Source organism: Kribbella ginsengisoli (genome assembly GCF_039537185.1).
In the GTDB taxonomy this organism is placed as follows: Bacteria; Actinomycetota; Actinomycetes; order Propionibacteriales; family Kribbellaceae; genus Kribbella; species Kribbella koreensis.
This window is the reverse complement of record NZ_BAABAA010000001.1, coordinates 1,024,316-1,049,225: the sequence shown is the minus strand read 5'-3', so window position 1 is coordinate 1,049,225 and position 24,910 is coordinate 1,024,316. Positions and strand designations below refer to the sequence as shown.

26 protein-coding genes are annotated in these 24,910 nt (G+C 68.5%); 20 read left to right on the top strand and 6 right to left on the bottom strand.

Going from position 1 to position 24,910, the window contains the following annotated elements:
* From ABD768_RS04630 to ABD768_RS04605, 6 genes are all read left to right on the top strand, one after another.
* On the top strand, positions 1-1,581 hold the full coding sequence (locus ABD768_RS04630) for an FAD-dependent monooxygenase (RefSeq protein ID WP_344837679.1): 1,581 nt from the start codon (positions 1-3) through the stop codon (positions 1,579-1,581).
* Positions 1,581-1,973: a cupin domain-containing protein gene (locus tag ABD768_RS04625; RefSeq protein ID WP_343978003.1), complete on the top strand. Its 393-nt coding sequence runs from the start codon at positions 1,581-1,583 to the stop codon at positions 1,971-1,973. Before ABD768_RS04630 ends, ABD768_RS04625 begins: the two co-directional genes overlap by 1 nt.
* Before the next feature lies 1 nt (position 1,974).
* Positions 1,975-2,883 carry an amidohydrolase family protein gene (locus ABD768_RS04620; protein ID WP_344837675.1) on the top strand — a complete coding sequence of 303 codons (909 nt, stop codon included), beginning with the start codon at positions 1,975-1,977 and terminating at the stop codon, positions 2,881-2,883.
* Positions 2,884-2,962: 79 nt separating this feature from the next.
* The gene (locus ABD768_RS04615) at positions 2,963-3,925 is read left to right on the top strand and encodes a quinone oxidoreductase family protein (protein WP_344837673.1); all 963 of its coding nucleotides are present in this window, start codon (positions 2,963-2,965) and stop codon (positions 3,923-3,925) included.
* 67 nt (positions 3,926-3,992) lie between these two features.
* The gene (locus ABD768_RS04610) at positions 3,993-4,685 is read left to right on the top strand and encodes a GntR family transcriptional regulator (RefSeq protein WP_343978012.1); all 693 of its coding nucleotides are present in this window, start codon (positions 3,993-3,995) and stop codon (positions 4,683-4,685) included.
* A 78-nt stretch (positions 4,686-4,763) separates the two neighbouring features.
* Complete coding sequence (locus ABD768_RS04605; protein WP_344837671.1) at positions 4,764-5,150, top strand: DUF1761 domain-containing protein; 387 nt, start codon at positions 4,764-4,766, stop codon at positions 5,148-5,150.
* On the opposite strand, the gene ABD768_RS04600 is transcribed toward ABD768_RS04605, so the two are convergent.
* Complete coding sequence (locus tag ABD768_RS04600; protein ID WP_343978018.1) at positions 5,151-5,612, bottom strand: PPOX class F420-dependent oxidoreductase; 462 nt, start codon at positions 5,610-5,612, stop codon at positions 5,151-5,153.
* Between the two features lie 44 nt (positions 5,613-5,656).
* On the opposite strand from ABD768_RS04600, the gene ABD768_RS04595 reads away from it, so the two are divergent.
* Positions 5,657-6,457 carry a hypothetical protein gene (locus ABD768_RS04595; RefSeq protein ID WP_344837669.1) on the top strand — a complete coding sequence of 267 codons (801 nt, stop codon included), beginning with the start codon at positions 5,657-5,659 and terminating at the stop codon, positions 6,455-6,457.
* The gene (locus ABD768_RS04590) at positions 6,457-8,037 is read left to right on the top strand and encodes a DNA polymerase Y family protein (protein WP_344837666.1); all 1,581 of its coding nucleotides are present in this window, start codon (positions 6,457-6,459) and stop codon (positions 8,035-8,037) included. Before ABD768_RS04595 ends, ABD768_RS04590 begins: the two co-directional genes overlap by 1 nt.
* Before the next feature lie 213 nt (positions 8,038-8,250).
* Here the strand turns inward: ABD768_RS04590 and ABD768_RS04585 are convergent, their stop codons facing one another.
* On the bottom strand, positions 8,251-8,841 hold the full coding sequence (locus tag ABD768_RS04585) for a TetR/AcrR family transcriptional regulator (RefSeq protein WP_344837663.1): 591 nt from the start codon (positions 8,839-8,841) through the stop codon (positions 8,251-8,253).
* 97 nt (positions 8,842-8,938) lie between these two features.
* Between ABD768_RS04585 and ABD768_RS04580 the strand changes: the two genes are divergently transcribed.
* The 10 genes from ABD768_RS04580 to ABD768_RS04535 all read left to right on the top strand — a co-directional run bounded on the left by ABD768_RS04580 (position 8,939) and on the right by ABD768_RS04535 (position 19,969).
* Positions 8,939-9,964, top strand: coding sequence for an aldo/keto reductase (locus ABD768_RS04580; RefSeq protein ID WP_344838653.1), 1,026 nt, complete (start codon positions 8,939-8,941; stop codon positions 9,962-9,964).
* Positions 9,961-10,824, top strand: a complete 864-nt coding sequence (locus ABD768_RS04575; RefSeq protein WP_344837661.1) for an LLM class flavin-dependent oxidoreductase — start codon at positions 9,961-9,963, stop codon at positions 10,822-10,824. The genes ABD768_RS04580 and ABD768_RS04575 overlap by 4 nt, the downstream gene beginning before the upstream one ends.
* Before the next feature lie 62 nt (positions 10,825-10,886).
* Positions 10,887-11,726, top strand: a complete 840-nt coding sequence (locus ABD768_RS04570; RefSeq protein ID WP_344837659.1) for an SMP-30/gluconolactonase/LRE family protein — start codon at positions 10,887-10,889, stop codon at positions 11,724-11,726.
* A 57-nt stretch (positions 11,727-11,783) separates the two neighbouring features.
* Positions 11,784-15,218 carry an error-prone DNA polymerase gene (locus ABD768_RS04565; protein ID WP_344837657.1) on the top strand — a complete coding sequence of 1,145 codons (3,435 nt, stop codon included), beginning with the start codon at positions 11,784-11,786 and terminating at the stop codon, positions 15,216-15,218.
* Positions 15,219-15,271: 53 nt separating this feature from the next.
* The gene (locus ABD768_RS04560) at positions 15,272-15,778 is read left to right on the top strand and encodes a MarR family winged helix-turn-helix transcriptional regulator (RefSeq protein WP_343978039.1); all 507 of its coding nucleotides are present in this window, start codon (positions 15,272-15,274) and stop codon (positions 15,776-15,778) included.
* A 14-nt stretch (positions 15,779-15,792) separates the two neighbouring features.
* Positions 15,793-16,638, top strand: coding sequence for a helix-turn-helix transcriptional regulator (locus ABD768_RS04555; RefSeq protein WP_343978042.1), 846 nt, complete (start codon positions 15,793-15,795; stop codon positions 16,636-16,638).
* 252 nt (positions 16,639-16,890) lie between these two features.
* Entirely contained in the window at positions 16,891-17,832 is a 942-nt protein-coding gene (locus tag ABD768_RS04550; protein ID WP_343978045.1) for an NADP-dependent oxidoreductase, read from the top strand.
* Positions 17,833-17,972: 140 nt separating this feature from the next.
* Complete coding sequence (locus tag ABD768_RS04545) at positions 17,973-18,563, top strand: dihydrofolate reductase family protein (protein ID WP_344837653.1); 591 nt, start codon at positions 17,973-17,975, stop codon at positions 18,561-18,563.
* Positions 18,564-18,573: 10 nt separating this feature from the next.
* On the top strand, positions 18,574-19,161 hold the full coding sequence (locus ABD768_RS04540) for an acyltransferase (RefSeq protein ID WP_344837651.1): 588 nt from the start codon (positions 18,574-18,576) through the stop codon (positions 19,159-19,161).
* Positions 19,162-19,192: 31 nt separating this feature from the next.
* A complete protein-coding gene (locus ABD768_RS04535; RefSeq protein ID WP_344837648.1) occupies positions 19,193-19,969 on the top strand; it encodes a RibD family protein in 777 nt (258 codons plus the stop codon).
* Here ABD768_RS04535 and ABD768_RS04530 read toward each other — a convergent pair.
* Positions 19,951-20,859, bottom strand: a complete 909-nt coding sequence (locus tag ABD768_RS04530; protein WP_344837645.1) for an alpha/beta hydrolase — start codon at positions 20,857-20,859, stop codon at positions 19,951-19,953. The genes ABD768_RS04535 and ABD768_RS04530 overlap by 19 nt on opposite strands.
* A gap of 105 nt (positions 20,860-20,964) precedes the next feature.
* On the opposite strand from ABD768_RS04530, the gene ABD768_RS04525 reads away from it, so the two are divergent.
* Positions 20,965-21,843, top strand: coding sequence for a helix-turn-helix domain-containing protein (locus ABD768_RS04525; RefSeq protein WP_344837642.1), 879 nt, complete (start codon positions 20,965-20,967; stop codon positions 21,841-21,843).
* On the opposite strand, the gene ABD768_RS04520 is transcribed toward ABD768_RS04525, so the two are convergent.
* Positions 21,821-22,759 carry an aminoglycoside phosphotransferase family protein gene (locus ABD768_RS04520; RefSeq protein WP_344837639.1) on the bottom strand — a complete coding sequence of 313 codons (939 nt, stop codon included), beginning with the start codon at positions 22,757-22,759 and terminating at the stop codon, positions 21,821-21,823. The two genes, ABD768_RS04525 and ABD768_RS04520, sit on opposite strands and share 23 nt — an antisense overlap.
* Positions 22,760-22,816: 57 nt before the next feature.
* Between ABD768_RS04520 and ABD768_RS04515 the strand changes: the two genes are divergently transcribed.
* The gene (locus ABD768_RS04515) at positions 22,817-23,182 is read left to right on the top strand and encodes a VOC family protein (protein ID WP_344837636.1); all 366 of its coding nucleotides are present in this window, start codon (positions 22,817-22,819) and stop codon (positions 23,180-23,182) included.
* Positions 23,183-23,242: 60 nt separating this feature from the next.
* Here ABD768_RS04515 and ABD768_RS04510 read toward each other — a convergent pair whose 3' ends face one another.
* Positions 23,243-24,439, bottom strand: coding sequence for an RNA polymerase sigma factor (locus tag ABD768_RS04510; protein ID WP_344837633.1), 1,197 nt, complete (start codon positions 24,437-24,439; stop codon positions 23,243-23,245).
* On the bottom strand, positions 24,439-24,807 hold the full coding sequence (locus ABD768_RS04505) for a YciI family protein (protein WP_344837630.1): 369 nt from the start codon (positions 24,805-24,807) through the stop codon (positions 24,439-24,441). The genes ABD768_RS04510 and ABD768_RS04505 overlap by 1 nt, the downstream gene beginning before the upstream one ends.
* Between the last annotated feature and the right edge of the window lie 103 nt (positions 24,808-24,910).

Here is a 24,910-nt window from a genome sequence, read left to right as displayed (position 1 = left end):
GTGTCCGCAGACCAGCAGCTCCCCGTCGCCGTCGTCGGCGCCGGGCCGATCGGCCTCACGACGGCCCTCGGCCTGGCCCACTACGGCGTGCCGTTCGTGCTGCTCGAGGAGGACGCGGTGCTCTCCTCGGACACCAAGGCCGGTACGACGCTGACCCGGACGCTGGAGATCTGGGATCGGTACGGCGCCGTCGAGGGCATCCTGGCCGCCGCGCTGCGGATCGACGAGATCGGCGACATCGACCGGGCCACCAACACTCCGCGGGCCTCGGTGCAGCTGGCCGAGCTGGTCAACGACACCCAGTTCCCGTTCGTGATCAACCTGCCGCAGCAGACGATGGAGCCGATCCTGGAGGCCGCTCTCACCGGTGGCCCGGTCCTGAAGCAGCATCGGCTGGAGTCTTTCGAGGTGCTCGACGACCGGGTGGTCCTGACGGTCGATACGCCTGATGGTGTGCGGCAGATCGAGGCCTCGCACCTGCTGGCCTGTGACGGCGGCCGGAGCAAGGTGCGCGACGCGCTGGGCGCGACGGTGACGGGGGAGACCCTGCCCGAGCGGTACATGCTGATCGACGTCGTGGTCGACCTGGACGTCTCGAACGCCCGCGACTACCCGTACCTCGCCTACTTCTCGGACCGGTCCGAGTGGATGGTGCTGATCCGGCAGCCCAACTGCTGGCGCTTCCTCTTCCCGCTGGCCGAAGGTGCGGAGCAGCCGGGCGAGGAGGACATGCTGGTCAAGGTGAAGCAGTTCATCGGCGAGGTGGACCGGATCGAGCTGCTCGGCTCGGTCGTCTACAACGTGCACCACCGAGTGGCCGACCACTGGTCCGCGGAGCGCAAGGTGTTCCTGATGGGCGATGCGGCCCACCTGATCACCCCGATGTGGGCGCTGGGACTCAACACCGGAGCACTTGACGCGTCCAACCTCCCCTGGCGGCTTGCCTGGGTACTCCGCGGCTGGGCTTCGCCGGAGTTGCTGGACGGCTATGAGCAGGAGCAGCGGCCGGTGGCAATCAACGGGTCGGGCGAGATGGCCGAGGCGGCTCGCAAGTACATGTCCCACCAACGGGGTGCGGTGACCGCGGCCGGGAGTGACTGGGCGACGGCCTACACCCGCACGCTGCTCGGAGTACGGCTGGATGTGGCTGGGGAAGGCGACTGGTCGATGGTGATGACCAGTGCTGAGCCACCTGCCGTCCGGGCCGGCGACAGGGCGCCCGATCTGGCGCTGCAGGGTCCTGCTGGGCGGCAGACGATCCATGGGTTGTGTCGCGAGTCCTTTGTCGCGCTGTACTTCACCGACGTGCGGCGTCGGCCTTCTGTGCCTTTGAACGACTCTCCGGCTCTGAAGCACTATGCAGTGTCGCGGTGGGATGCGCCGCTGGACTCTGGGCTCCGGGACCGCTCATTGTTCGACCCGGGCAGCATCGCGACCAGCCGCTACGGCGTACCGGCTGAGACGGTCGTGCTGGTGCGGCCGGATGGGCATATCGCTGCAGTGGCTCCCATGGGCGAGGGTGTTGCCGAGGAGCTCTACACCGGGATCACCGGTCGGCCTGTGCCGCGGGAGGGGCTCTGATGAGCTCCTTCGACGAGCAGTTGAGCGAGGTGCTGCTGCAGACGGACGACCTGGAGTGGGTCGAGAAGTCGCTGGCTGGACTGTCGCACAAGATGCTGTGGCGGGATGAGGAGACCGAGGCCTCGATCGCGCTGGTGCGCTTCGAGAAGGGGGCCGGGATCCCGGAGGCGCATCAGCACGCGTCGAACCAGTTCATGTTCTGCCTGTCCGGCCGGTACGTGTACCTGCCGACGGGGACGACGCTGACCAAGGGCAGCTTCTACTGGAACCCGAAGGGCGTAGTACACGGGCCGACGATGGCAGAGGAGACCTCTGTCCTGCTCGAGGTGTACGACGGGCCGCACTACCCGGTGCGGCCATCCTTCTACGACAACGACGAGGATGCGCGCTGACATGACGGGCTGGGACGTCCATACCCACCTGATACCGCCGACTGTGCTGTCGGCGGCTGGTCAGCGTGCTTTCGGGCTGGGGATCGAGGACGGCTTCCTGCTGGTCGACGGTGAGCGGCTGCCGTTGAAGCGGCTCGCAGATCCGGCGGCCCTGCTGCACTGGATCGACGAGCAGGAACTGGACGGCGCTATCGTCTCTGTACCGCCTGCGCTCTTCCGCTACGACCAGGGCGTCGAGTGGGCTGCACTGGTCAACCAGGGGCTCCGCGAGCTGGCTACGCCGCAGTTGCGCGTGCTGGGGCATTTGCCCCTTCATGACGTTGATGCAGGTGACGTTGCTGCTGAGTTGGCCAGTGAGGGGGTCTTCAGCGGCTTCGCCATCGGTACTGCGGGCTACGCCGGGCTGGACCCGGTCTGGGAGGTGCTCCACTCGCTGGAGGCCTTCACCTTGATTCACCCGAGCCATAGCCACGACGAGCGGCTCGGCAGGTACTACCTGTCGAACCTGCTGGGGAACCCTTATGAAACAGGGCTTGCCGCGGCTGAACTGGTGTTCGGGGATGTCGTCGGTCGTTACCCCGGGATCAGGTTCTGCCTGTGCCATGGGGGCGGTGTCACGGCGGCCTTGGCCGGCCGGTGGCAGCGCGGGATCGACACGGAACGACCAGGGATCGAACCACTCTCGCTGCCGGTGGCCGAGGCGCTGCAGCGGTTCTACGTGGACGACTTGGTGCACGACGACGCAGTACGGGCGTTGCTGGGGGCGACCTTCGGGGCAGAGCGGGTGCTGGCCGGCAGTGACTGGCCGTTCCCGATGGGCGATCAGGTGGACCGAGGCCGGGCGGCAGCTCGATCAACGGTGTGCGAACAGCTCACCCGGCCGTTGAAGAAGGGGGCCGTTTCAGCGTGAGAAGGCCTTTTCGGCAGGACCGAGATGTGATCAGATATCAAATCCAGGTGGGGACAATGCGGACGAGTGGGGTGGCGGCATGAGTGCACGGAAGGCCTACGTGCTGCGCTGCTACGGCCCCGGCCAGCAGCTGAAGGTGGAAGAGGTGGAGCTGATCGCCGGGGAGGGCGAGACGCTGGTGGAGATGCAGTACGCGTCTGTCACCCAGCTCGACCGGACAGTGCTCGCGGGCAAGCTGGCACAGCAACAGGAGCCGCCGTTCGTGCCAGGGTCCGAGGGCACCGGGGTAGTGGTCAGTTCGGCCGTCTACCCGCCAGGTACCCCGGTAGTGATCCGTGGTGGGGGAGTTGGCGTTGCCCGGCCGGGCACGTGGGGGCAGCTGGCCGTAGTACCGGATGCATCGGTGCATCTGTTGCCTAGTGGGTTGGACGCGGCTGCAGCTGTGTCGATGCTGGGTGCTGCGTTGACCGCGCATACCGCAGTACGGCGGGTCGGTCAGATCGTGGAGAACGAGACGGTCGTCGTCACCGGGATCACTGGGCTGGTCGGCCGGCTGTGCGCCGCCGTGGCCCGGGCGGCCGGGGCGATGAAGGTGATCGGCCTGGCGCGCAGCGACGAATCGGTCGAGCACCTGAACGGGCTGGTCGACCAGATCGTGCGTGTCGACGAACTGGGCCAGGTCGGCCGTGAACTGCCCTGGTGCAACGCGGCGATCGACACTGTCGGCGGACCGGTCACCAGTGGGGTGATGAGCCACATCACCCCGGGCGGACGGCTGGTAGCGCTCGGGTACACGGCAGGGGAGTTCGCCACTCTCGACCTGCACCAGCTGATCGGCCGGGACCTGCGGGTGCTGCCGGTGAACATGCAGCGGACGACGATCGAGCCCGGCACGGTCACCCAGGTACTGACCGACATCGCGCCCTCGCAGGTCCGGCCGCAGCTCGAGATCGTGGCCGGGCCGCTCGCCGAGGATGCCCTGGATCTACTGGCCAGCGGACCGGCGGATAGGCGCGTACTGCTCGATCTTGGGCGCTTCTGATGCACAGTTCAGCTACGGTTACCTCCCAGATGCGCGTGCAGTGATGGAGAGAGGCAGCCCACACCAGATGACCCGACGACTCGAGCTCACGCCCGGGGGACCGAGCGGCCGGCGCACACTCGCGGAGGAAGCCGCCGCGGAGTTGCACGAGCTGATCCTGTCCGGTGAGCTCCCGAGCGGTACCGCGCTGCGGCTGGAGGAGCTGGCCAAGCGGCTCGACATGAGCCAGATGCCGATCCGCGAGGGGTTGCGCCGGATGCAGGCGCTCGGGCTGGTCGAGATCGTTCCGCACAAGGGCGCCTGGGTCCGTGAGCTGTCCATGGAGGACCTGCGCGACACCCACGAGACCCGGATCTCGCTGGAGACGCTCGCTGTCCGGGCCGCGGCGACGCGGTTCAGTGAAGCGGACGCGGCGATCGCCCGGGCGGCGCTGGCCGAGCACGTGCGGCTGTCGAAGGTCGGCGACATCATCGCTTCGCGGCAGGCGCACACGGAGTTCCACTTCGCGATCTACCGGGCCGGTGGGTCGCGCTGGTTGCCACGGGCGATCGAGCCGGTGTGGCAGAACAGCGAGCGGTACCGGTTCGGCTCGCGGCAGACGAAGGCGCGGATCGAGCAGACCCGGCGGGAGCACCAGGCGATCCTGGACGCCTGCCTCGCGCATGATGAGCCCGGTGCCGAGGCAGCTCTGCGCCAGCACCTGGAAGGCGCCATGCAACGCATCACCGAGACGATGGCTCGCCGCTACAACAAGGCCTGACTGTGCGCGGGGATGTCGAAAGCCGGGCCGTGGTTTCTACCTAGGGGTGTAAGCGCCCTCTGGACAGGAGTCACCGAGATGAAGCTCGTCCTTGCAGTTGCCGTCTCCGCTGTTGCCGTGTTCGTCGTGAGCAGTGTCTGGTACGTCGCCTTCGCCAAGGCCCGGAGCGCCCTGCTGAATGCGCCCTCCGCCGACGAGAAGCCGTCGCCGGGGAAGGTTGTCCTGGAGCTGGGCCGGAGTGCGCTGGTGGCGGCCGTGATCGCCGGGCTGGCCGCGCACCTGGAGCTGACCGGGGTGGGGCCGGCGCTGCTCCTGGGGCTGGTGCTCTTCGCAGGCTTCCCCTTCGTCCTGCTGACCGGCTCGGTCATCTGGGACGGGGTGAATCCGAAGCTGGCAGCCATTCACGGCGGTGACTGGCTGCTCAAGCTCCTGGTGATCAGCCTGATCGTCGGCTTGTTCCGGTGACTAGGCCAGGTGGGCTGGGAAGCCTCCGGTGGCTACTGGGCCCCAGCGCTCAGGGGTGACGCGGATGAGGCACTTGCCCTGTTTGCGCATCGCCTCGCGGTACTCGTCCCAGTCGGGGTGCTCGCCGGAGATGGAGCGGTAGTAGTCGACCAGGGGCTCCACTGCGTCCGGTAGGTCGATCACCTCGCCGGTACCGTCGATCTGCACCCAGGGGCCGTCCCATTCGTCGGACAGCACCAGCACGCTGGTCTGCGCGTCACGCTTCACGTTGTTGCTCTTGGCCCGCCCCGGGTACGACGAGATGACGATCCGCCCTTCCGCGTCGACCCCACCCGACACCGGCGAGGCCTGCGGCGTACCGTCCGCGCGGCGGGTGATCAGCAACATGTGATGACGCGGCCGCACGAACTCCAGCAACGCGTCGGTGTCCACCTGGGTATTGGTAGCAATCGATCTCGGCATACCCCCTACCCTCTCACTTCCTGCAATTGACAGGAGTCGAACAGGTGTTCGAGCATGGGGGTGTGACGGGGACTTCTGCTACTGAGCTGCCTGCGCGGGTGACCGCGCTGGATCAGGCGCGCACGCTGCTGGCCCGGGCCAAGGAGCAGAAGGCTGCGCGGTCGGCTCCGGCCGTGGTGGCGCCGCGGACGACCGAGACCCGTGTCCAGCAGGCGCTGGACACGGCCACCGTCGACCGGGCGCTGCCTACTCTGCCGGCCATCGCCGACCTTTTGCCGGGCGCGGTGCTCCGAGGCGGCTCGGTGTACTCGGTGCGCGGGTCGACGGCGCTCGTGATGGCGATGATGGCCGGGCCGTCCGCCGAGGGCGCCTGGTGTGGAGTGGTCGGGATGCCGTCGTTCGGCGCGGAGGCGGCCCGTGGTCTCGGGGTCGATCTCGATCGGCTGGTACTTGTCCCCGACCCGGAGCGTGACTGGCTGAGCGTGGTGGCGGCGCTGGTCGACGCCCTGACCGTGGTCGTGGTCCGCCCGCCGGGGGAGGTGACCTCGGGGGAGGCGTCCCGGCTGTCGGCACGGCTGCGTACCCGTGGGGCGATGCTCATCGCGGTCGGCTCCTGGCCGGGCAGCGAGGCCCGCCTGGAGGTCCAGGGCAACACGTGGACCGGTCTCGGCGAAGGCGAGGGCTACCTGACCGGCCGTCAGGCGACCATCGCGGTCACCGGGCGAGGCGCCGCCGTCCGTCCACAGCTGCATCACCTCTGGCTGCCGGCCTCGGACGGCAGCATCCGCCGGATCGAATCGGCGCGTCCGTTGGAAGACCCCGCGCGTTGGGAGGCGGTGGGCTGATGACTCGGACGATGGTGGTGTGGGTGCCGGACTGGCCGGTGACGGCGGCTGCTTCGGCTGCTGGGTGTTCGCCGGAGGCGGCGGTCGCGGTGCTCGCGAAGGGGCGGGTGCTGGCCAGTTCGGCGACTGCGCGGGCCGAGGGGGTGCGCCGCGGGTTGCGTGCCCGGGATGCGCAGTCGCGGTGCCCGGAGCTGGTGGTGCTGAAGTACGACCCGGTGATCGACGCCCGCGCTTTCGATCCGGTGATCGGCTGCCTGGAGGCGCTCACCCCGGGCATCCAGGTGATCCGGCCGGGGATGTGCGCGTTGAAGGCGCGTGGGCCGAGCCGGTTCTACGGGAGTGAGTCGGCGGCCGCGGAGAAGCTGCTCGACCGGCTGGAGACGTTCGACGTACCGGGTGGGCGGGTCGGGATCGCCGATGGCGCATTTGCTGCCGAGCAAGCCGCGCGGGGGAGTTCGGCGCGGACGCGGGTGCTGGTGATCCCGGAGGGCGGGTCGGCGGAGTTCCTCGCGCCGCTTACGGTCGACACCCTCGAGCGGCCGGCGCTCACCGACCTGCTCCGGCGGCTCGGGCTCCGGTCACTCGGCGCCTTCGCGCGGTTGCCCGCGACCGAGGTGCTGACCAGGTTCGGACCGGACGGCGCGTTCGCGCATCGGCTCGCCCGTGGCGACGACGACCGCCCGGTGGTCGCCCGGCAGGTGCCGCTCGAGCTGACCCGCAAACTCGACTTCGAGCCGCCGGTGGATCGGGTGGACCAGGTGGCGTTCGCGGTGCGGACGGTCGCCGACGAACTGATCGAGAAGCTGACCAGGCTCGGCCTGGTCTGCACCACCTTGCGGGTCGAGGTCGGGACCGAGTCGGGCCGGGTGCACGAGCGGGAGTGGCTGCATCCTCGCTGGTTCAGTCCTGCCGACCTCGTCGACCGGGTCCGCTGGCAGCTGCAGGGCAGTGGGACGGCGACCAGCGAGCTGACCTCGGCGGTGGTGCGGATCCGGTTGATCCCGGAGCAGGTCGACCCGGTCGGCGCGCATGTCGACGGACTCTGGGGAGGCGGTCCCGACGAGCGGATCCACCGGGCGCTGTCCCGGGTGCAGAGCATGCTCGGCCATGGTGGAGTCGTCTCGGTGGTGGTCGGTGGCGGCCGCGGCTTCCTGGAGCGGCAGACCTTGATTCCATGGGGTGATCGCCCGGTGCCCGCCAACCCACCGGAGCACCCATGGCCCGGCGCGATCACCGGCACCGGGAGTCGTTGGCCGACGCCGGCGCCCAGCTCGATCTACCCGAAGCCGAAGCCGGCCCTGGTGCTCTCGGCGGATGGGCGGCAGGTCTCGGTGAGCGCCCGCGGCGTGCTGTCCGGCGCTCCGGCGGCCTTCCGCTTCGCGCCTGCCCCACAGGTTGCCGATAGCAACAAACTCCATCCGATCACCGCGTGGGCCGGGCCGTGGCCGGTGGATGAGCGCTGGTGGGACTCCGACGGCGAGAACCGGTTGGCCCGCTTCCAGTTGGTGGGCGCTGATGGGCGGGCCTGGCTCTTCGCAGTACGGAACAACCAATGGTGGACAGAAGCGAGCTATGACTGACCAGTGCTGTCGATGCTCCGGCAAGCGGGAGCTGTTCTGCGGGCGACGTCAACTGCTCACCGGTCGGCAGCGACAACGGCTACCTGTGCAACGTCACCTGTGGTGTGCGCGCAGACATCTGCTTGCTGCCGAGCGTCAACGTCAGCACCTGGCTGCCCAGCATCATTTGCAGTGCGCCAGGCGCCATCTGCTGGCGGCTGCCGCGCAGGTGGACTAGCCGGCGCGGAGGCCGGCGACGAGGAGGTCGACCATGCGGCGGGCGTCATAGCGCGCGTCCCCGTAGTCGGCGCCGCTGCAGAGGTTGCCGACGGCAAACATCAGCTCGAAGCCGCCGATGCCGGGGCGGATCTCACCGGCTGCCCCGGCGGCCTCCAGCAGTTGTCCGCAGACGGGGACAAGCCGGTCGATGAAGCTGCCGTGCAGTGACTGGTAGGCGGAGTCGCCGGACTGCATCGCCTTCGCGAGACCGTGCTTGGTGACCAGGAAGTCGACGAAGAGGTCGATCCAGGCGGCCAGCGCGGCGTACGGCGTACTGGAACTTGCCAGGAGTGCCGGGCCGGCCTGGACGCAGGCCTCGACCTGGTGCTGGTAGACGGCGACGATCAGGTCGGCCCGGGTCGGGAAGTGCCGGTAGATCGTCCCGACGCCGACCCCGGCCTTGGCCGCGATGTCGCGCACGGGCACGTCGACGCCGGACGTGACGAAGGCCGCCGCGGCCGCGTCCAGCAGCGTCTTCTCGTTGCGCCGGGCGTCGGCCCGTTTCCGCGGCGCGGGCGACGTCGATCCGTCCTCGAGGTCGGCCACTGAGCCACTCCCACTTGATAAGCGGAACATCGTTCCGTATGTTTGCTATCGGAACCTCGTTCCGCTTCCACTGTGAATGATGCCAGAAGGGACCGTCATGCACTACCGCACCTTGGGCCGTACCGGAGTACAGGTCAGCACGCTCGCGCTCGGCGCGATGAACTTCGGCCAGATCGGCCGCACCACCCAGGACGAGGCGACCGCCATCGTCGACGCGGCTCTCGAAGCCGGGATCAACCTGATCGACACGGCCGACATGTACGGCCAGGGGGAGTCGGAGGAGATGGTCGGCAGGGCGATCGCCGGCCGCCGCGACGACCTGGTCCTGGCCACCAAGGCGACCATGCCGATGGGGGACGAGCGCAACCATCGGGGCAGCTCGCGCCGTTGGCTGGTCACCGAGCTCGACAACAGCCTGCGTCGCCTCGGCGTCGATCACGTCGATCTGTACCAGATCCACCGCTGGGATCCGACGACCAGCGACGAGGAGACTTTGTCGGCGCTGACGGACCTGCAGCGGGCCGGGAAGATCCGGTACTTCGGTAGCTCGACCTTTCCGGCGTACCGGATCGTGCAGGCCGAGTGGGCCGCGCGGGAGAACCACCTGAGCCGCTATGTCACCGAGCAGCCGAGCTACTCGATCCTGCAGCGGGGGATCGAGACGCATGTCCTGCCGGTGACCGAGCAGTACGGGCTCGGTGTGCTCGCGTGGAGCCCGCTGGCGTCGGGCTGGCTGTCGGGTGCGGTCCGTGCGGGCCAGGAGATCACCACGAGCCGGGCGACCGTCGTGCCGGCGCGGTTCGATCTGAGCATCCCGGCCAACCAGGCCCGGCTCGACGCGGTGGAGCGGCTGGCGAAGGTCGCCGACGCTGCCGGGCTGACGATGATCCAGCTCGCGCTCGGGTTCGTGACCGTGCATCCGGCCGTCACCAGCGCGCTGATCGGCCCGCGCACGCTGGCGCACCTGGAGTCGCAGTTGGCCGCCGCGGACACCGTGCTGTCCAGCGATGTGCTCGACGCCATCGACGAGATCGTTGCTCCTGGCACCGACCTTGCGCCGGACGAGAAGTTCGACGCGCCGCCCTCGCTGCTCGACCCGTCGCTGCGGCGGCGAGTCGCATGACCGCCAGTTTCGGGATCCTGACCGCTCCGCAACAGGTCTCGTACGACGATCTGCTGCGGGTCTGGCGGGAGGCCGACGCGATCCCGGCGATCGAGCACGCGTGGCTGTTCGATCACCTGATGCCGATCGGCGGTGACCCGGCCGGACCGATCTTCGAAGGCTGGACGCTGCTCTCGGCGCTGGCCGCGCAGACTCAACGGCTGCGGCTCGGGCTGCTGGTGACGAGCAATCGGTTCCGGCCGCCGGCGATGCTGGCCAAGATCGCTACGACTGTGGACATCGTGTCGGGCGGGCGGCTCGACTTCGGGATCGGCGCTGGGTCTCGGCCCAGTCTGCCGGCGGCTCGGCGGGAGTACGACGCGCATGGGTTGCCGTACCTCGATGCGGCTGAGGCGGTGGAGAGTCTGGGTGAAGCGTGCGCGATCATCCGGCGGCTGTGGACCTCGGCCGAGCCGTTCGACTTCCGGGGCAAGCGGCATGAGTTGGTTGGCGCGTTCAGCAATCCGAAGCCGGTCCAGCGGCCGCATCCGCCGATTCTGATCGGTGGACGGTCGCTGGGGACGTTGCGGGTGGTGGCGGAGCACGCGGACATCTGGAATCACACCGGCGAGGATCTGGACGACGCGGCCAGTCGGAGTGCCCTGCTGGATCGGTACTGCGTCGAGATCGGCCGGGATCCGTCGTCGATCACGCGCTCGATCCATGTGCCGGTCTCCTATGACGATCCGGCCGGCACGCGCGAGGTGATCGCCAGGGCCGGCGCCATCGGCTTCCAGCACTTCATCCTCAGCTTGCCGGCGCCCTATCCCGTCGGGGTCGCCAAGTGGATCGCAGAGGAACTCATCGGCCCGTCGATCTAGGTCCTGTCGATCTGGAGGTCCGCCACTCGTGTAGGGAGTGAAACCGAGTGAGAGGTGGCGTGATGTCCGAACCGAGGATCTTGCTGACCGGGCTGGGGATTCCCGAATCGCCCCGCTGGCACGACGGCCGGTTGTGGTTCTGCAACTGGATCGACCAGCAGGTGGTGGCCGTCGATCCGGACGGTGAGGCGGAGTACTTCGCCGTACCGGTCGAGCAGCTGATGGGATGGTCCATCGACTGGCTGCCCGATGGCAGGTTGTTGATGACCGGCGACAAGTTGCGGCTCCAGGAGCCGGATGGGTCGGTGGTCGTGCTTGCCGAGCAGGGCGGCAACGAGCTGGTCGTGGGTGGGCGGGGCAACGTCTATCTCAATGGCGCGGACTTCGACTTCGCCGGTGGTGAAGCGCCGAAGCCCGGCTATATCAAGCTCCTCACGCCGGACGGCCGGCTCCGCGAGGTCGCTGGTGACATCCAGTTCCCGAACGGGATGGTGATCACTCCGGACGGCAAGACGCTCGTCATCTCGGAGTCGTTCGCGGGGCGGCTCACCGCTTTCGACATCGACGCGGACGGGGGACTGTCGAACCGGCGGGTCTTCGCCGAAGGGCTCGGGCCGGACGGCATCTGCCTCGACGCGGAGGGGGCGATCTGGGTCTCGACCGGTGGCTCGTCGGTCGTCCGGGTGGTCGAGGGTGGTGAGGTGCTGGAGCGGATCGAATTGGCGTCGGAGCGCGCTCCCTTTGCGCTGGCGCTCGGTGGTCCGGACGGGCGGACTTTGTTCGTCATGACTGCCGAGTGGCGCCCGGACGACAGCATCGGGGACAACCTCGGGCGGTTGACCGGCGGGCCTCGTACCGGTGAGGTTCTGGCCTTCCAGGTCGCCGTGCCCGGGGCGATTTGACTCTTTCGAACAAGTGTTCGAACATCGGAGTATGACGTCAGGTAGCGGAGTTCTCTGATGGGGTGGGACAACCCGCCGATTCCGTGGTCGGAGTTGGAGCGGAAGTTGTCCGGCCGGTCGCGGCCGCCCGCGCCCGCGGACGAGCTGCTGGACGCCGACGGGGGAGACGGCCCGGCCTGGTCGCGCCACCGGCCGCCGTACGATCCGGATCCGGCGGACAAACCACGCCGCCCGGAGGGACCGGTGGTGCCGTATGCCGAGCTGCACTGCCACTCGTACTACAGCTTTCTCGACGGCGCGTCCTCGCCGGAGCAACTGGTCGAGGAGTCGGTCCGGCTCGGGCTGAACGCGCTCGCGCTGACCGACCACGACGGCTTCTACGGCGTCGTCCGGATGGCCGAGGCAGCGGAGGAGTACGACGATCTCCAGACGGTGTTCGGCGCCGAGCTGTCCCTCGACCTGACCAAACCGCAGAACGGGATGGCCGATCCCGAGGGCAGTCACCTGCTGGTGCTGGCCGAGCGCCAGGAGGGGTATCACCGGCTGGCCGGCGCGATCACCGAGGCGCAGTTGCGCGGCCAGGAGAAGGGTCGTCCCGTCTACGACCTGGAGGAGCTTGCGGCGATCGGTGAGGATCACTGGCTGATCCCCACCGGTTGCCGCAAGGGCCTGGTCCGCCGGGCGCTCGAGCTGGGTGGCCAGGCCGACGGACCGGCCGCCGCGGCCCGCGAGCTCGACCGGCTGACCGCGTTGTTCGGCAAGGACCGGGTGGTGGTCGAGCTGATCGACCATCAGTTGCCGACCGACAGCACGCGTAACGCAGTACTGGCCCGGCTCGCGGCCGACGCGGGGCTGGCGGTGATCGCCACCAACAACGTGCACTACGCCCAGCCCCGGCGGCACAGGCTCGCCGCTGCGGTCGCCGCCGTCCGGGCCCGGCGCAGCCTCGACGCGATGGACGGCTGGCTGCCACCCGCCGGCACGGCCCACCTGCGCTCGGGCGAGGAGATGCTCGCCCGCTTCCATCGGTACGACGGGGCTGTCGCGCGGACCGTCGAGCTGGCGAACCAGCTGGAGTTCAGCCTGCGGGCGGCCAAGCCGAGCCTGCCGCGCCAGGAGGTGCCTCAGGGGTACGACGAGATGGGCTGGCTGGAGAAGCTCTGCGAGGACGGGGTTCGCAAGCGGTACGCGGACAAGCCGAAGTACCGGGACGAAGCGGTGGCCAGGGTCAAGCGTGAGCTGAAGGTGATCAGGAGTCTCAAGTTCCCGGGGTACTTCCTGATCGTGCGCGACATCGTGATGTTCGCCAAGCGGAAGGGGATCCTCTGCCAGGGCCGGGGATCGGCGGCGAACTCGGTGGTCTGCTACGCGCTGGAGATCACCGCGGTCGACCCGGTGCAGTACGACCTGCCCTTCGAGCGGTTCCTGTCCGCGGCCCGCGACGAGGAGCCCGACATCGACGTCGACTTCGACTCCGACCGGCGCGAGGAGGTGATCCAGTACGTCTACGGCAAGTACGGCCGGCGCAACGCGGCCCAGGTGGCAAACGTGATCACCTACCGGCCGAAGCTCGCGGTGCGGGACATGGCCAAGGCGCTCGGGTTCAGCACCGGGCAGCAGGACGCGTGGTCCAAGCAGGTGGACGCGTGGGGTGCTGTGCGGAGCAGCGTCGACCACGACATCCCGGCACCGGTGGTGGCGCTGGCCGAGGACCTGCTGAAGTTCCCGCGGCACCTCGGCATCCACTCCGGTGGCATGGTGCTGACCGACATCCCGGTCGGGCACGTGGTGCCGGTCGAGCACGCCCGGATGGAGAACCGGACCGTGCTGCAGTGGGACAAGGACGACTGCGCCTGGATGGGGCTGGTGAAGTTCGACCTGCTCGGGCTCGGCATGCTGGCGGCACTGCAGTACGCGATGGACCTGATCCGCAAACATCTCGGCGAAGACTGGAATCTGGACACGATCCCGAAGGAGGAGCGGGGCGTCTACGACCAGCTCTGCAAGGCGGACTCGGTCGGGGTCTTCCAGGTGGAGAGCCGGGCCCAGATGAGCACGCTGCCCCGGTTGCGGCCGCGCAGCTTCTACGACCTGGCGATCGAGGTGGCGCTGATCCGGCCCGGTCCGATCCAGGGTGGCGCGGTGCATCCGTTCATCCGGCGCAAGCTGGGGGAGGAGACGATCACCTATCTGCATCCCGCGCTGGAGCCGGTGCTGAAACGGACCCTGGGCGTGCCGTTGTTCCAGGAGCAGTTGATGCAGATCGCGATGACGGTCGGCGGCTGCAGCGGCGAGGACGCCGACCTGCTCCGCCGCGCGATGGGTTCCAAACGCGGCGTGGAGAAGATCTCGTCGCTGAAGACCAAGCTGTACGACGGGATGGCGGCGAACGGCATCACCGGCGACACCGCCGACGAGATCTACGAGAAGATCGAGGCCTTCGCGAACTTCGGGTTCGCCGAATCCCACTCGATCAGCTTCGCACTGCTCGTCTACGCCAGCACCTGGTTGCGGCTGCACTACCCGGCGGCCTTCCTCGCCGCGCTGCTCCGGGCGCAGCCGATGGGCTTCTACTCGCCGCAGTCCCTGGTGGCTGACGCTCGGCGCCATGGTGTGGAGGTGCTCCGCCCTGACCTGTTCACCTCCGGTGTCCACGCCACCCTCGAGTCGACGGCTGATGAGGTGGTTGCCACCGGCAATGAGTCGTGTCTGCTGAAGGAGCAGCCGCCGATCGGGGAGTTCGATCCGAAGGTGCCGTTCGACTCGGACCTGCACCGGCGCGACGGGCAGCTCGTGGTGCGGCTCGGGCTGGCCGGGGTCAAGTCGGTCGGAGTGCCGTCGGCGACCGTGATCGTGGAGGAGCGTGAGAAGAACGGGCCGTACGCCGACATGGCGGACCTTGTTCGGCGGACTGGGCTCACCGGAGTACAGGTGGAGGCGCTGGCGACGGCGGGGGCGTTCGACTCGTTCGGGTTGTCGCGGCGGCAGGCGTTGTGGAATGCGGGACGTGCTGCCGAGGAGCGGCCCGGGCATCTGTCCGGTGTGAGCAGCTCCGGTCCGCCACCGATGCTGCCCGGGATGACCGGGGTGGAGACGACGATGGCCGACCTGTGGGCCACTGGCATCTCACCCGACGACCACCCGATCCGGCACGTCCGCGCCGCCCTCGACGAGCGCGGCATCCTCCGCGCGAACCAGCTCTCGACAGCCGAGGACGGCAGCCGTGTCTACGTCGGCGGCGTAGTCACCCACCGCCAACGCCCGGCCACCGCCGCCGGCGTCACCTTCCTCAACCTGGAAGACGAAACCGGCATGATCAACATCGTCTGCTCCAACGGCGTCTGGAACCGCTACCGCCGCGTCGCCCGCGAGTCCAGCGCCATGATCATCCGCGGCCGCCTCGAACGCTCCCAAGGCGTCACCAACCTGGTAGCCGACAAACTCGAACGCCTCCCCCTGGCCGCCAAAACCACCTCCCGGGACTTCCGGTGAAGCGAACGCTTTCCTGTGGATAACTTCGAATTCAAAGCATGTACTATCGCGGGATGAGGGACGCGGCGCCAGGCCTGAGCGCGGAGCAGCTTGGTGCGTACTTCGCTCTGGTGGAGGTCAGTAGCCTTCTTCAGTACGCGGTGGACGAGCACCTGCGCATCGACGGTGACCTCAGCTATGTGCAGTTTCAGGTCCTCGCCCGACTCGTCGACGCGCCCGGGGGCAAGCTGCGGATGACCGATCTGGCCGACGGTGTCGTGTACAGCCGTAGCGGGCTGACCTATCAGGCGGGCTTGTTGGACAAGCGTGGCCTGATCACCCGTTCGCCGTCCCCGGACGACGAGCGCAGTGTCATGGTGGCGGTCACGGACGTCGGCCGTGACCTGGTCGCCCAGGTACTCCCGGGGCACGTCGACCGGGTCCGGCACCTGTTGTTCGAACCCTTGACCAGCGACGACGTCACCGCCCTCAACACCGTGCTGGGCCGGGTCCGCGACCATATGCGAGCCGCTCCGCCCCGCTCCGCCAAGCCTCGCGCGCGGCGCAACCAGACCGGCTGAGGCGGGCGAGAGCGATGGACCGCGCGTTGCTGGCGGACTTTCTCCGGGCTCGCCGGGAAGCACTGCAGCCGGAGGAGGTGGGACTGCCGCGGGGCGCCCGGCGTCGTACCGGTGGGCTGCGGCGCGAGGAGGTCGCGGTGCTGGCCGGCATGTCGGCCGACTACTACAGCCGGCTTGAGCAGAAGCGCGGCCCGATGCCGTCCGAGCAGATACTGGCCGCCGTGGCCCAGGCGTTGCGGCTCAGCCCGAGCGAGCGGGAGCACCTGTTCGCCCTCGGCGGGCACGCGGCGCCGCGGCGCACCCTGCCGGACGACCGGGTCAGTCTGGCCATCAGGACCATCGCGGAGCAACTCTCGGACACACCCGCGATCGTGTTCTCCCGGTTCGGTGAGGCATTGCTGCAGACCCCGGGGGCGGTGGCGCTGTTCGGTGACTACACCCGCTTCGAAGGCATGGCGCGCTACCTGGTCTATCGCTGGTTCACCGACCCGGCCCAGCGTGCCATCTATCCACCCGAGGACCATGACGTACGCTCCCGGGTCTTCACCGTGGATTTGCGGGCGGCGTACACGACCGATCCGGCGGGCACCGCCGGAGAGATCGTCGACGCGCTACTGGCGGTCAGCCCCGAGTTCGCCGAGGTCTGGCGGCGGCACGAGGTGGACGTCACCCATCACCACGAGCTCAAACGCTACCGGCACCCGGAACTGGGCGAGTTGGAGTTGTACAGCCGGCGGCTGGTGGATCCCGACGAGGACCAGGATCTGCTGGTCTTCATGGCCGAACCGGGCTCACCGAGTGAGGCCAAGCTCCGGCGGCTGATCACCGTGGCCGGGGGACGAGGCGTGAGCCAAGCCTGAACCCCTTATCCATGCTCTGTCATACCGTGGATAACGAGGACATTCACCCGCCTCCCGTTCTGCGCCACGCTTGAGTGGTCGAACCGGGAAGGCTCCGGCCGCCGCGAGTAACGAGGACAGTTCTGCCGACCGGCAGTGACCCCGGCTGAGCCGGCTGTCCCGCACACCACACTTGCTTCGAATTCGAAGCTTGCTATTGTTCAGAAGTGCTTCGAAATCGAAGCACACCGAATCAGAAAGATGAGGCCCGTCATGAAGGCAGTGCGTTTCCACGAGTACGGCACCCCAGAGGTCTTGCGCTACGAAGACGTGGACCAACCGGCCCCCGGCGCCGGCGAGATCCGGATCCGGGTGGCGGCGACGTCGTTCAACCCGGTCGAGGGCAACATCCGCGCCGGGGTCATGCAGGGCCCCATCCCGATCCGGCTGCCGCACACCCCCGGCCTCGACATCGCGGGCACGGTCGACGCGCTCGGCGAGGACGTGACCGGCTTCGACATCGGTGACCGGGTGATCGGCGCCCTGCCGTTGACCAGCACCGGCGCAGCCGCGGAGTACGCCATCGCCCCGGCCCGGCTTCTGGCGGCGGCCCCCACAAGTGTCCCGCTGGTGGACGCCGCCGGACTACCGCTGGTCGGGCTCACCGCATGGCAGGCGCTGTTCGACCACGCGAAGCTGACCACTGGCCAGCGAGTGCTGATCAACGGCGCGGGCGGCGTCGTCGGCGGCTACGCGGTCCAGCTGGCCAAGAACGCCGGCGCGTACGTGATCGCCACCACCGGCCCGGGCAGCGCCGAGCAGGCCAAGACGGCCGGCGCCGACGAGATCCACGGCTCGGGGATCCCGGAGCTGTCCGAGCCGGTCGACGTCGTGCTCAACTTCGCCCCGATCGCCCCGGAGCAGATGGCCGCCCAGGCCGGCGTGATCCGGGACGGCGGTGTGCTGGTCAACACCACCGTGTGGATGCCCGCTGCGTCCGACGAGGCCCGCGGCGTACGGGGAATCAACCTTTTCTTCCGTCCCGACGCCGAACAGCTCGCCCAGCTGGTGACCCTGCTTGACGCCGGCAAGCTGCACCTGGGTGCAACCCGGCGGGTCCCGCTGGCCGGACTGGCGCAGGTGCACGCCGAAGCCGCCACCGCCCCGATCAACGGGAAGATCGTCTTCGTCGCCCCCAGCGCCACCCTCGACTAGGGGAGGACTCGGTCCCCACGCCGCATGCTCGCCCCAGCTGAACCGGCACGACGCGACCGAGCGCTCCGACCGGTACGGAGTACCGAAGAAGGAGTCGCCGCCCTGTTGCGTGCCGGCGGGCCGGAAGCCAGGTTGGGGTGATGGCGATCATCAGGCTCTACATGACCATCTCCCTGGACGGGTTCGTCACCGGGCCGGACGACGGGGAGGAGGCTCCGATGGGGGTCGGTGGGTTCCGGCTCTTCAACTGGCTCGACCTTCGCGATGCGCCAGGGCCGAGCGGTCAGCAGTTCGCGGAGATGATGGCCACCCGGGCGGTCATCTCCGGACGCCGGACCTTCGAGCTGGCTGGACGCTGGGCCGGCGATCACCATGACGGCGTGCCGATCTTCGTCCTCACCCATCAGGTTCCGGCGGACCCACCGCCGGGATCGGCCCGGTACGTCACCGACGTTCGCGAGTGTGCCGCGCAAGCCCGTCGAGCAGCCGGAAACCATGACGTGATGGTGCATGGAGCCGGGGCGGCGCAAGCGCTCCTGCGAGCGGGGGAGCTCGACGAACTGGAGCTCCATGTCGTGCCGGTCCTGCTCGGCCAGGGGCGGCGGCTGTTCGACAACCTGCCCGCGGAGATCGTCGAGCTCGACCTGCTCCGCACCCTGACCACCCCGGAGACCACGCCGTCACACCAGCAGGTGATGCACCTCCGCTACCGGGTCCGGCACGCGACGTAACCTGCCGGGTGTGGACGAACTTGCTGCGCAGGCGAAGCTTTGGGGGCAGAAGTGGTGGTGGTATCAGCGGAATTCGTTGCCTTGGAATCGGGCGCGGATTCACTGGGAGCTGATGCGGCGTGGGGCGTTCGCGCGGTGGCCGTTGCATGGGGAGGTGCTGGAGGGGTTCCGGGAGGGGCGGCTCGAGGTGGGGGCGCAGACGATGTTCGAGCCGAATGTATGGATCACGATGGGCGAGCAGGGGCGGGTGCGGATCGGGGAGGGAACGTTCCTGAACATCGCGGTGATGGTGGCCGCGTATGAGCTGGTGGAGATCGGGTCGCATTGCATGCTGGCCAACGGGTGTTTCGTGACGGATGCCAATCACCGGTTCGATGATCCCGATCGGCCGGTGCCCTGGCAGGGGTTCGATTCCAAGGGGCCGACGCGGATCGGCGACAACGTCTGGCTCGGCGCGAACGTGGTCGTCACCAGCGGAGTGACGATCGGCGATCGCTGCGTCATCGGCGCCAACAGCGTCGTCACCGAGGACATCCCGGCGTACTCGATCGCGGCCGGGGTCCCGGCGAAGGTGCTGCGCACAATCACCTACGACTGAAATGTCGGTGGCGGGCGGTAGTACTGGGTGAATGGAACAGCTCGATCGCCCTAGGGTCGTGGTCTCGGTGACGATGTCGGTCGACGGGCGGATCACGCTCAGCCGCAGCCGGTTGCTCATGGATGCCGATGCCTCGAAGGTCTGGCAATCACTGGCGCCGGCCAGCGCGCAGGTGCTCGACAAGGCGCGCTCAGTGCAGCTCGACAGTCTGTACCAACCTGAGGCGATCCTGGAGGGTAGCGGGTCGTTGGTGGCGGACTCTGCCGGCCCACTGACCGGGCTGCCGACCGAGTTCGACTACCCAGCCGACCTGCTCTACAGCGACTTCCTGCCTGAGGAGGTGGTCGAGCGGCCGGGGCACGCGAAGTGGTTCACGGTCGTCGACAGTCGCGGGCGGGTTACCTGGGAGGACGAGGACCATGGGGAGTGGGATGTCCTGGTGCTCGTCGCGCGGGCGACGCCGGCGGCGTATCTCGCGCATCTCCGCACGCGGCGGATCTGCTACCTGGTCGCCGGTGACGAGCGTGTTGAGCTTGCGGCGGCGTTGGGTCGCATGCGGGATCTTCTGGGCGTTGGCTGTGTCTTGTCCACGGCTGGTGGTGGGCTCAATGGAGCTCTGCTTCGGGCAGGTTTGGTCGATGAGATCCAGCTGCTGGTGCTTCCGGCGGTGATCGGCGGGCTCGGTACGCCGACGGTGTTCGACGGTCCCGAGCTCGGCGATCATGAGCTGCCGACTCGATTGGAGCTGCTGTCCAGTCATACCGAAGCAGACGGCATGCTCTGGCTCCGCTACAAGGTGGTTCGGTAGAAGTCGGCCAGCTTCGCGACTGCGGGAGTCACGTACTCGTCCTTGTCGTAGAGATCCACGTGGCTGGCGCCGTCGAGCCAGAACAGTTCCTTGGGGTGGCTTGCCTGTTCGAAGGCCTGGGTGGTCATCCAGGAGGTGACGGCCTCCCGCCCGGCGATCATCAGCAGGGGGCGTGGGCCGAGCCGGCTGATGAAGCGGAAAGCGTCGAACTGGGCGATGCGGTCGACGCTGTTCCAGGTCAGGGTCTTGGCCGAGCGCGGGTGCTGCGCCCGGTCGGTGCAGTAGTACTGCCAGCCTTCGAAGACGTGCTGTCCGCCTGCTCGCGCCTGTTCCTCGCTGGCCGGGAAGAGCGCGAACTCCCCGACGCCTTCGCCGCGCGCTTCCGCAGTACGGGCCGTGGCCGCGGCGTCGAGCATGCCCTGGATGATCGCCGGGTCTTGCCGGCCGTCGGCGCCTTCGCGGAACTGGAGGCTGATGTCGGCGGCGCTGACCGTCGCGATCGCCTTCAGCCGATGATCGGTCGCGGCCGCCGGGATGACATAACCGCCCGAGGCGCAGATGCCGAGGGCGCCGATGCGGTCGGGGTCGACCTCGTCGCGGACGCTGAGGAACGAGACGGCGGCCTTGACGTCCTCGACGCGGTGAGCGGGATCCTCCAGGCCGCGGGGGAGTCCTTCGCTCTCGCCCTGGTACGCGGCGTCGAAGGCGAGGGTGATGAAGCCGGCGCGGGCGAGGCGTTCGGCGTACAGGCCGGCGGCTTGTTCCTTCACGCCGGTGCCGGGGTGGCCGACGACGACGGCGGGGAGGCGATCGGTGGTTTCGGAGTCGGGGAGGTAGAGGTGGCCGGCGAGGTTCAGGCCGGCGCTGTCGAAGGTGACGGTTGTTCTCATGGGTCCACCGTGCTGCGGGCTCGAGCCGGGGAGTAGAGACGGGTTTCTGCCTGGGAAGGAACTTGTCCCCCCAGAAAGCTGCTACCAGGTTGGAGAATGGTTGCCATGAGCAGCGAGCACGGTACGCCGGCAGCCGAGCTGGGCGAATTCCTGAAGGCGCGACGGGCTGAGCTGAGCCCGGCCGCTGTTGGGCTGCCCGAGACTGGTTCGGCTCGTCGGGTGCCCGGGTTGCGTCGGGAGGAGGTGGCGCAGCTGGCGGTGATGAGCGTCGACTACTACACGCGGCTCGAGCAAGGACGGCTGCAGGCGTCGGCGTCGATCCTTGCTGTGTTGGCTCGGGCGTTGCGGCTGGACGAGGATCAGCAGGCGTACATGTACCGGCTGGCTGGGAAGAGTCCGGCCAAGCGGCGTCGGCAGCGTGCGCAACGGGTGACGCCATCGATGCGACGGCTGCTCGACCAACTGAGGGAAGCGCCGGCGATGGTGCTCGGCCGTCGGCTGGACATCCTCGCCTGGAACGATGGAGCTACTGCCCTCTATACGGACTTTTCCCGGTATGACGATGCCGAGCGCAACTACGTGCGGCTGCTCTTCGTCGATCCGGTGATGCGGGAACTGCATGCCGATTGGGAGAGCGCGGCCCGTACCGCTGCCGCCACCCTGCGGATGGAGGCGGCCCGGTACCCCGACGACCCGAAGCTCGCGTCCCTAGTCGGCGAACTGTCCGTCCGCGACGCCGACTTCCGTACTTGGTGGGCGACCCACCAGGTGACGAGCACCGGCAACGCCACCAAGCACTACCGCCACGCCCTGGTCGGCGAGCTCTTCCTCGACTGCGATACCTGGGTCAGCCCCGAAGACCCCGACCAACGAATCCTCATCCTCACCGCCGCCCCCAACACCCCCTCCCACGACGCCCTGCAAATCCTCACCTCCTGGACCGCCACCACCCACCCTGCTTCTACGCGGGGCGAGGTGGAGTGAGGTGGTTTACGAGGGTGGTTACCAGGGCTAGGAGGTTGGTGAGGGCGGTACCGGTGCGGCCTCGGCGGTAGCCGTGGTGGTGGCCCCAGAAGGTGGTTTGGACTGCGTGGAGGTGGGCCCAGCGGCCTACTCGTTCTCGGTCCAGGTGGGCTGCTTCGGCGAAGATGTCGAGGCTGCGGTGGAGGCCCTTGGCGGGGTCGGGGGTGGTGAGGATGGTCAGGGCGCGGGTTTTGAGCAGGGTGCCGGCGTCGGAGGCGGGGTCTCCGGCGTAGCCTTTGGGGTCTACGGCCAGCCAGGGTTCGCGGTCGGCGCGGAGGATGTTTCTGCCGTGGAAGTCGCCGTGGATGATCAGGTTCGGTTGCGTGCGGGCGAGTTCGTCGATGGTCGCTCTGGCGGCGTCGAGCGCGCGGGACGAGAGTCCATGCGGCAACGTACGGGCGTCCTTCTCCAGGTCTTCCGCCCAGGAGTCTGCTTGGTCCTGCAACCGGGGTAGGGCGGCGGGTGCGTCGATGGCCAGCAAGTGGTTGAGGCGGCCGGCGACTTCGGCGATCTCGTCTTCGTCGGTCAGTGAGGCGAGGGTCGTCGAGTGGGCTCGCTCGAGGAGCATCGCGAAGTGATCGTCGTCCCGCTCGTGCAGTACGACGGCCCCGCGGCCGGCCCAGGCTGCGAAGGCGTCAGGTTCGTACCGGTTGCCGGGATGAGGGAAGGACACCTTCAGTACTGCGACGCCCGCATCGCGTCGTCGGACGGGAACGATGATCCCCACGCCGCCGAACATCACAGCCCCATCCGGCTCGCAGTTCCAGCGATCCAGCAGCTCAGCCACCAGCGACGGGAGCGCGTCGAGCCACGGAGTACAGGCTTCACCTTCGCGGGCGACTGTGGTGCTGACGAACTCGGCCGGCACGACGATCATCCGGCTCAAGCTACCTCGCTGACGGAGCACTAAGTTCGGAGAATGCACAGGAGCCGAGTGTCTACTTTTCTGATCGACGTACCGAAGGAGCAGGCGGCGGAGGCGTCGACGTTCTGGGCGGCGGCCCTGAACGCCACCCCGGAGAGCGAGCCGGGCGAGCCGCAGTACACGGATCTGAAGGGAGCGTTGCCGGGGTTCGTACTGGCTGTCCAGGCAGTCGATGACGAGCCTCGGTACCACCTCGACATCGAGACCGACGACGTCGCCGCCGAGGTTGCGCGGTTGGCGGGGCTGGGGGCGGTCGAGGTGGCGAGTTGGCAGGGGTGTCACACGATGCGGGTGCCGGGTGGGCAGCTGCTCTGTGTCATTCCGATGCACAGCGCACCGGAGGAGTTCGCGGAGCGTGCGACGACCTGGTCGTAGGTGATCAGTTTTCTGGTCACAGCGGGCTTGTGTTCAGAAAACTGATCACGCGGTGAGGGTTCAGAGCGAGTCGGCGCGGGCGAGTAGGTACTGCTGCTCGGGAGCGCTGAGGGTCTGGCGGGCGGCGAGGCGGTATGCGGCCTGGGCGGCGGTGGTGTCGCCGGAGAGTTCGAGTAGATGGGCCCGGACGGCTTCTACTCGGTGGTGGTCTTTCAGGGCCGGGTCGTCGGCGGTGGCTGCTAGGCGTTCCAGTCCGTACTCCGGGCCGTGCACCATCGCGAGGGCGACGATGCGGTTGAGGCTGACCATGGGGCCGGGGGACAGGGTTTCCAGGAGTTCGTAGAGGACGAGGATCTGGCGCCAGTCGGTGTCTTCGGCCCGGGGTGCTTCGTCGTGGACGGCGGCGATCGCGGCCTGGAGTTGGTAGGGGCCGATGGGGGCGGTGCGTAGCGTGGCCGAGATCAGTTCGGTGCCTTCAGCAACAAAGTCGTCAAGCCACAGGGAGCGGTCCTGGTCGGGCAGCGGGATCAGCGCGCCGTCCGGTGCGGTGCGGGCCGGACGGCGGGCGTCGGTCAGGAGCATGAGAGCCAACAGGCCGGCAACCTCGCCCTCGGAGGGGAGTCGGGCCTGCAGTTGACGGGTCAGCCGGATGGCCTCGGTGCTCAGCTCGACTCGGTGCAGAGATTCGCCGGAGCTTGCGGTGTAGCCCTCGTTGAAGATCAGATACAGCACGGCCAGTACTGCGGTTAGCCGCTCCGGCAACTCGTCGGCAGGAGGTAGCCGGAACTCCGCGCCCTCCTTCTTGATCGTCGCCTTCGCCCGGCTGATCCGCTGGCCGATCGTCGACTCCGGGACGAGGAACGCGCGGGCGATCTCGCCCGTGGTGAGCCCGCCGACCGCCCGCAACGTCAGCGCGATCTGCGACGGGGGAGTGAGCGACGGATGACAGCAGAGGAACAGCAGCGTCAAGGAGTCGTCGACATCAAGCGGCGCGGGTTCGGAGGATTCCAGCCCCGCGACAGTCTCCTCGCGCCGGAGCCGGGCGGCCTCGCTGCGCAGCATCTCGATCCGGCGGCGCGACGCGACGGTGATCAGCCAACTCCGCGGATTCGACGGCACCCCGTCGACCGGCCACTGCTGCGACGCGGCCAGCAGCGCCTCCTGGACGGCGTCCTCGCAGGTGTCGAACCCGCCGTACCGGCGGACCAGCGGACCCACGATCTGTGGGGCGAGCTCGCGGAGCAGCTGGTCGATCATCAGCTGAAGGAGCTCAGGTCCCGGATCGGCCGTACCTCGACGATGCTGAACGGTGCCTCGGGGATCTGCGGCACGATCTCCAGCGCCCGCTCCATCGACGGGCAGTCGAGCAGGTAGAACCCGGCCAGCTGCTCCTTCACCTCCGCGAACGGCCCGTCGGTCGTCATCGGCCGGCCGTTGCGGAAGACCACCTGCTTGGTCGCCTCCGGGTCACCCAGCGAATGCGAGACGACCAGCTCGCCGCTGGCCGCGAGGGCGTCGTTGAGCGCGGTGTACCCGGTCATCGACTCGGCCTTCTGCTCGTCGGACAGCCCGTCCCACACCTGTCGCGACTCGGGATTGCCATAGATCAGTACCAGAAACTTCACCGTCCCAGCCTAGAGCCGGACCGGGCCGAGCTACGGGCTGATCTCGATCAGGTCACCTTCGGGTCACCGCGCCGCGGCCTGCGTAGCCATGCGGTTGTGAATA

Coding starts and splice junctions, on each gene's coding strand:
- ABD768_RS04525 (WP_344837642.1), top strand. CDS start 20,965: ATGAGCAGCGAGCACGGTACGCCGGCAGCCGAGCTGGGCGAATTCCTG.
- ABD768_RS04510 (WP_344837633.1), bottom strand. CDS start 24,439: ATGATCGACCAGCTGCTCCGCGAGCTCGCCCCACAGATCGTGGGTCCG.
- ABD768_RS04555 (WP_343978042.1), top strand. CDS start 15,793: ATGGACCGCGCGTTGCTGGCGGACTTTCTCCGGGCTCGCCGGGAAGCA.
- ABD768_RS04615 (WP_344837673.1), top strand. CDS start 2,963: ATGAGTGCACGGAAGGCCTACGTGCTGCGCTGCTACGGCCCCGGCCAG.
- ABD768_RS04535 (WP_344837648.1), top strand. CDS start 19,193: ATGGAACAGCTCGATCGCCCTAGGGTCGTGGTCTCGGTGACGATGTCG.
- ABD768_RS04590 (WP_344837666.1), top strand. CDS start 6,457: ATGACTCGGACGATGGTGGTGTGGGTGCCGGACTGGCCGGTGACGGCG.
- ABD768_RS04580 (WP_344838653.1), top strand. CDS start 8,939: ATGCACTACCGCACCTTGGGCCGTACCGGAGTACAGGTCAGCACGCTC.
- ABD768_RS04605 (WP_344837671.1), top strand. CDS start 4,764: ATGAAGCTCGTCCTTGCAGTTGCCGTCTCCGCTGTTGCCGTGTTCGTC.
- ABD768_RS04560 (WP_343978039.1), top strand. CDS start 15,272: ATGAGGGACGCGGCGCCAGGCCTGAGCGCGGAGCAGCTTGGTGCGTAC.
- ABD768_RS04545 (WP_344837653.1), top strand. CDS start 17,973: ATGGCGATCATCAGGCTCTACATGACCATCTCCCTGGACGGGTTCGTC.
- ABD768_RS04565 (WP_344837657.1), top strand. CDS start 11,784: ATGGGGTGGGACAACCCGCCGATTCCGTGGTCGGAGTTGGAGCGGAAG.
- ABD768_RS04625 (WP_343978003.1), top strand. CDS start 1,581: ATGAGCTCCTTCGACGAGCAGTTGAGCGAGGTGCTGCTGCAGACGGAC.
- ABD768_RS04520 (WP_344837639.1), bottom strand. CDS start 22,759: ATGATCGTCGTGCCGGCCGAGTTCGTCAGCACCACAGTCGCCCGCGAA.
- ABD768_RS04530 (WP_344837645.1), bottom strand. CDS start 20,859: ATGAGAACAACCGTCACCTTCGACAGCGCCGGCCTGAACCTCGCCGGC.
- ABD768_RS04610 (WP_343978012.1), top strand. CDS start 3,993: ATGACCCGACGACTCGAGCTCACGCCCGGGGGACCGAGCGGCCGGCGC.
- ABD768_RS04570 (WP_344837659.1), top strand. CDS start 10,887: ATGTCCGAACCGAGGATCTTGCTGACCGGGCTGGGGATTCCCGAATCG.
- ABD768_RS04620 (WP_344837675.1), top strand. CDS start 1,975: ATGACGGGCTGGGACGTCCATACCCACCTGATACCGCCGACTGTGCTG.
- ABD768_RS04575 (WP_344837661.1), top strand. CDS start 9,961: ATGACCGCCAGTTTCGGGATCCTGACCGCTCCGCAACAGGTCTCGTAC.
- ABD768_RS04550 (WP_343978045.1), top strand. CDS start 16,891: ATGAAGGCAGTGCGTTTCCACGAGTACGGCACCCCAGAGGTCTTGCGC.
- ABD768_RS04600 (WP_343978018.1), bottom strand. CDS start 5,612: ATGCCGAGATCGATTGCTACCAATACCCAGGTGGACACCGACGCGTTG.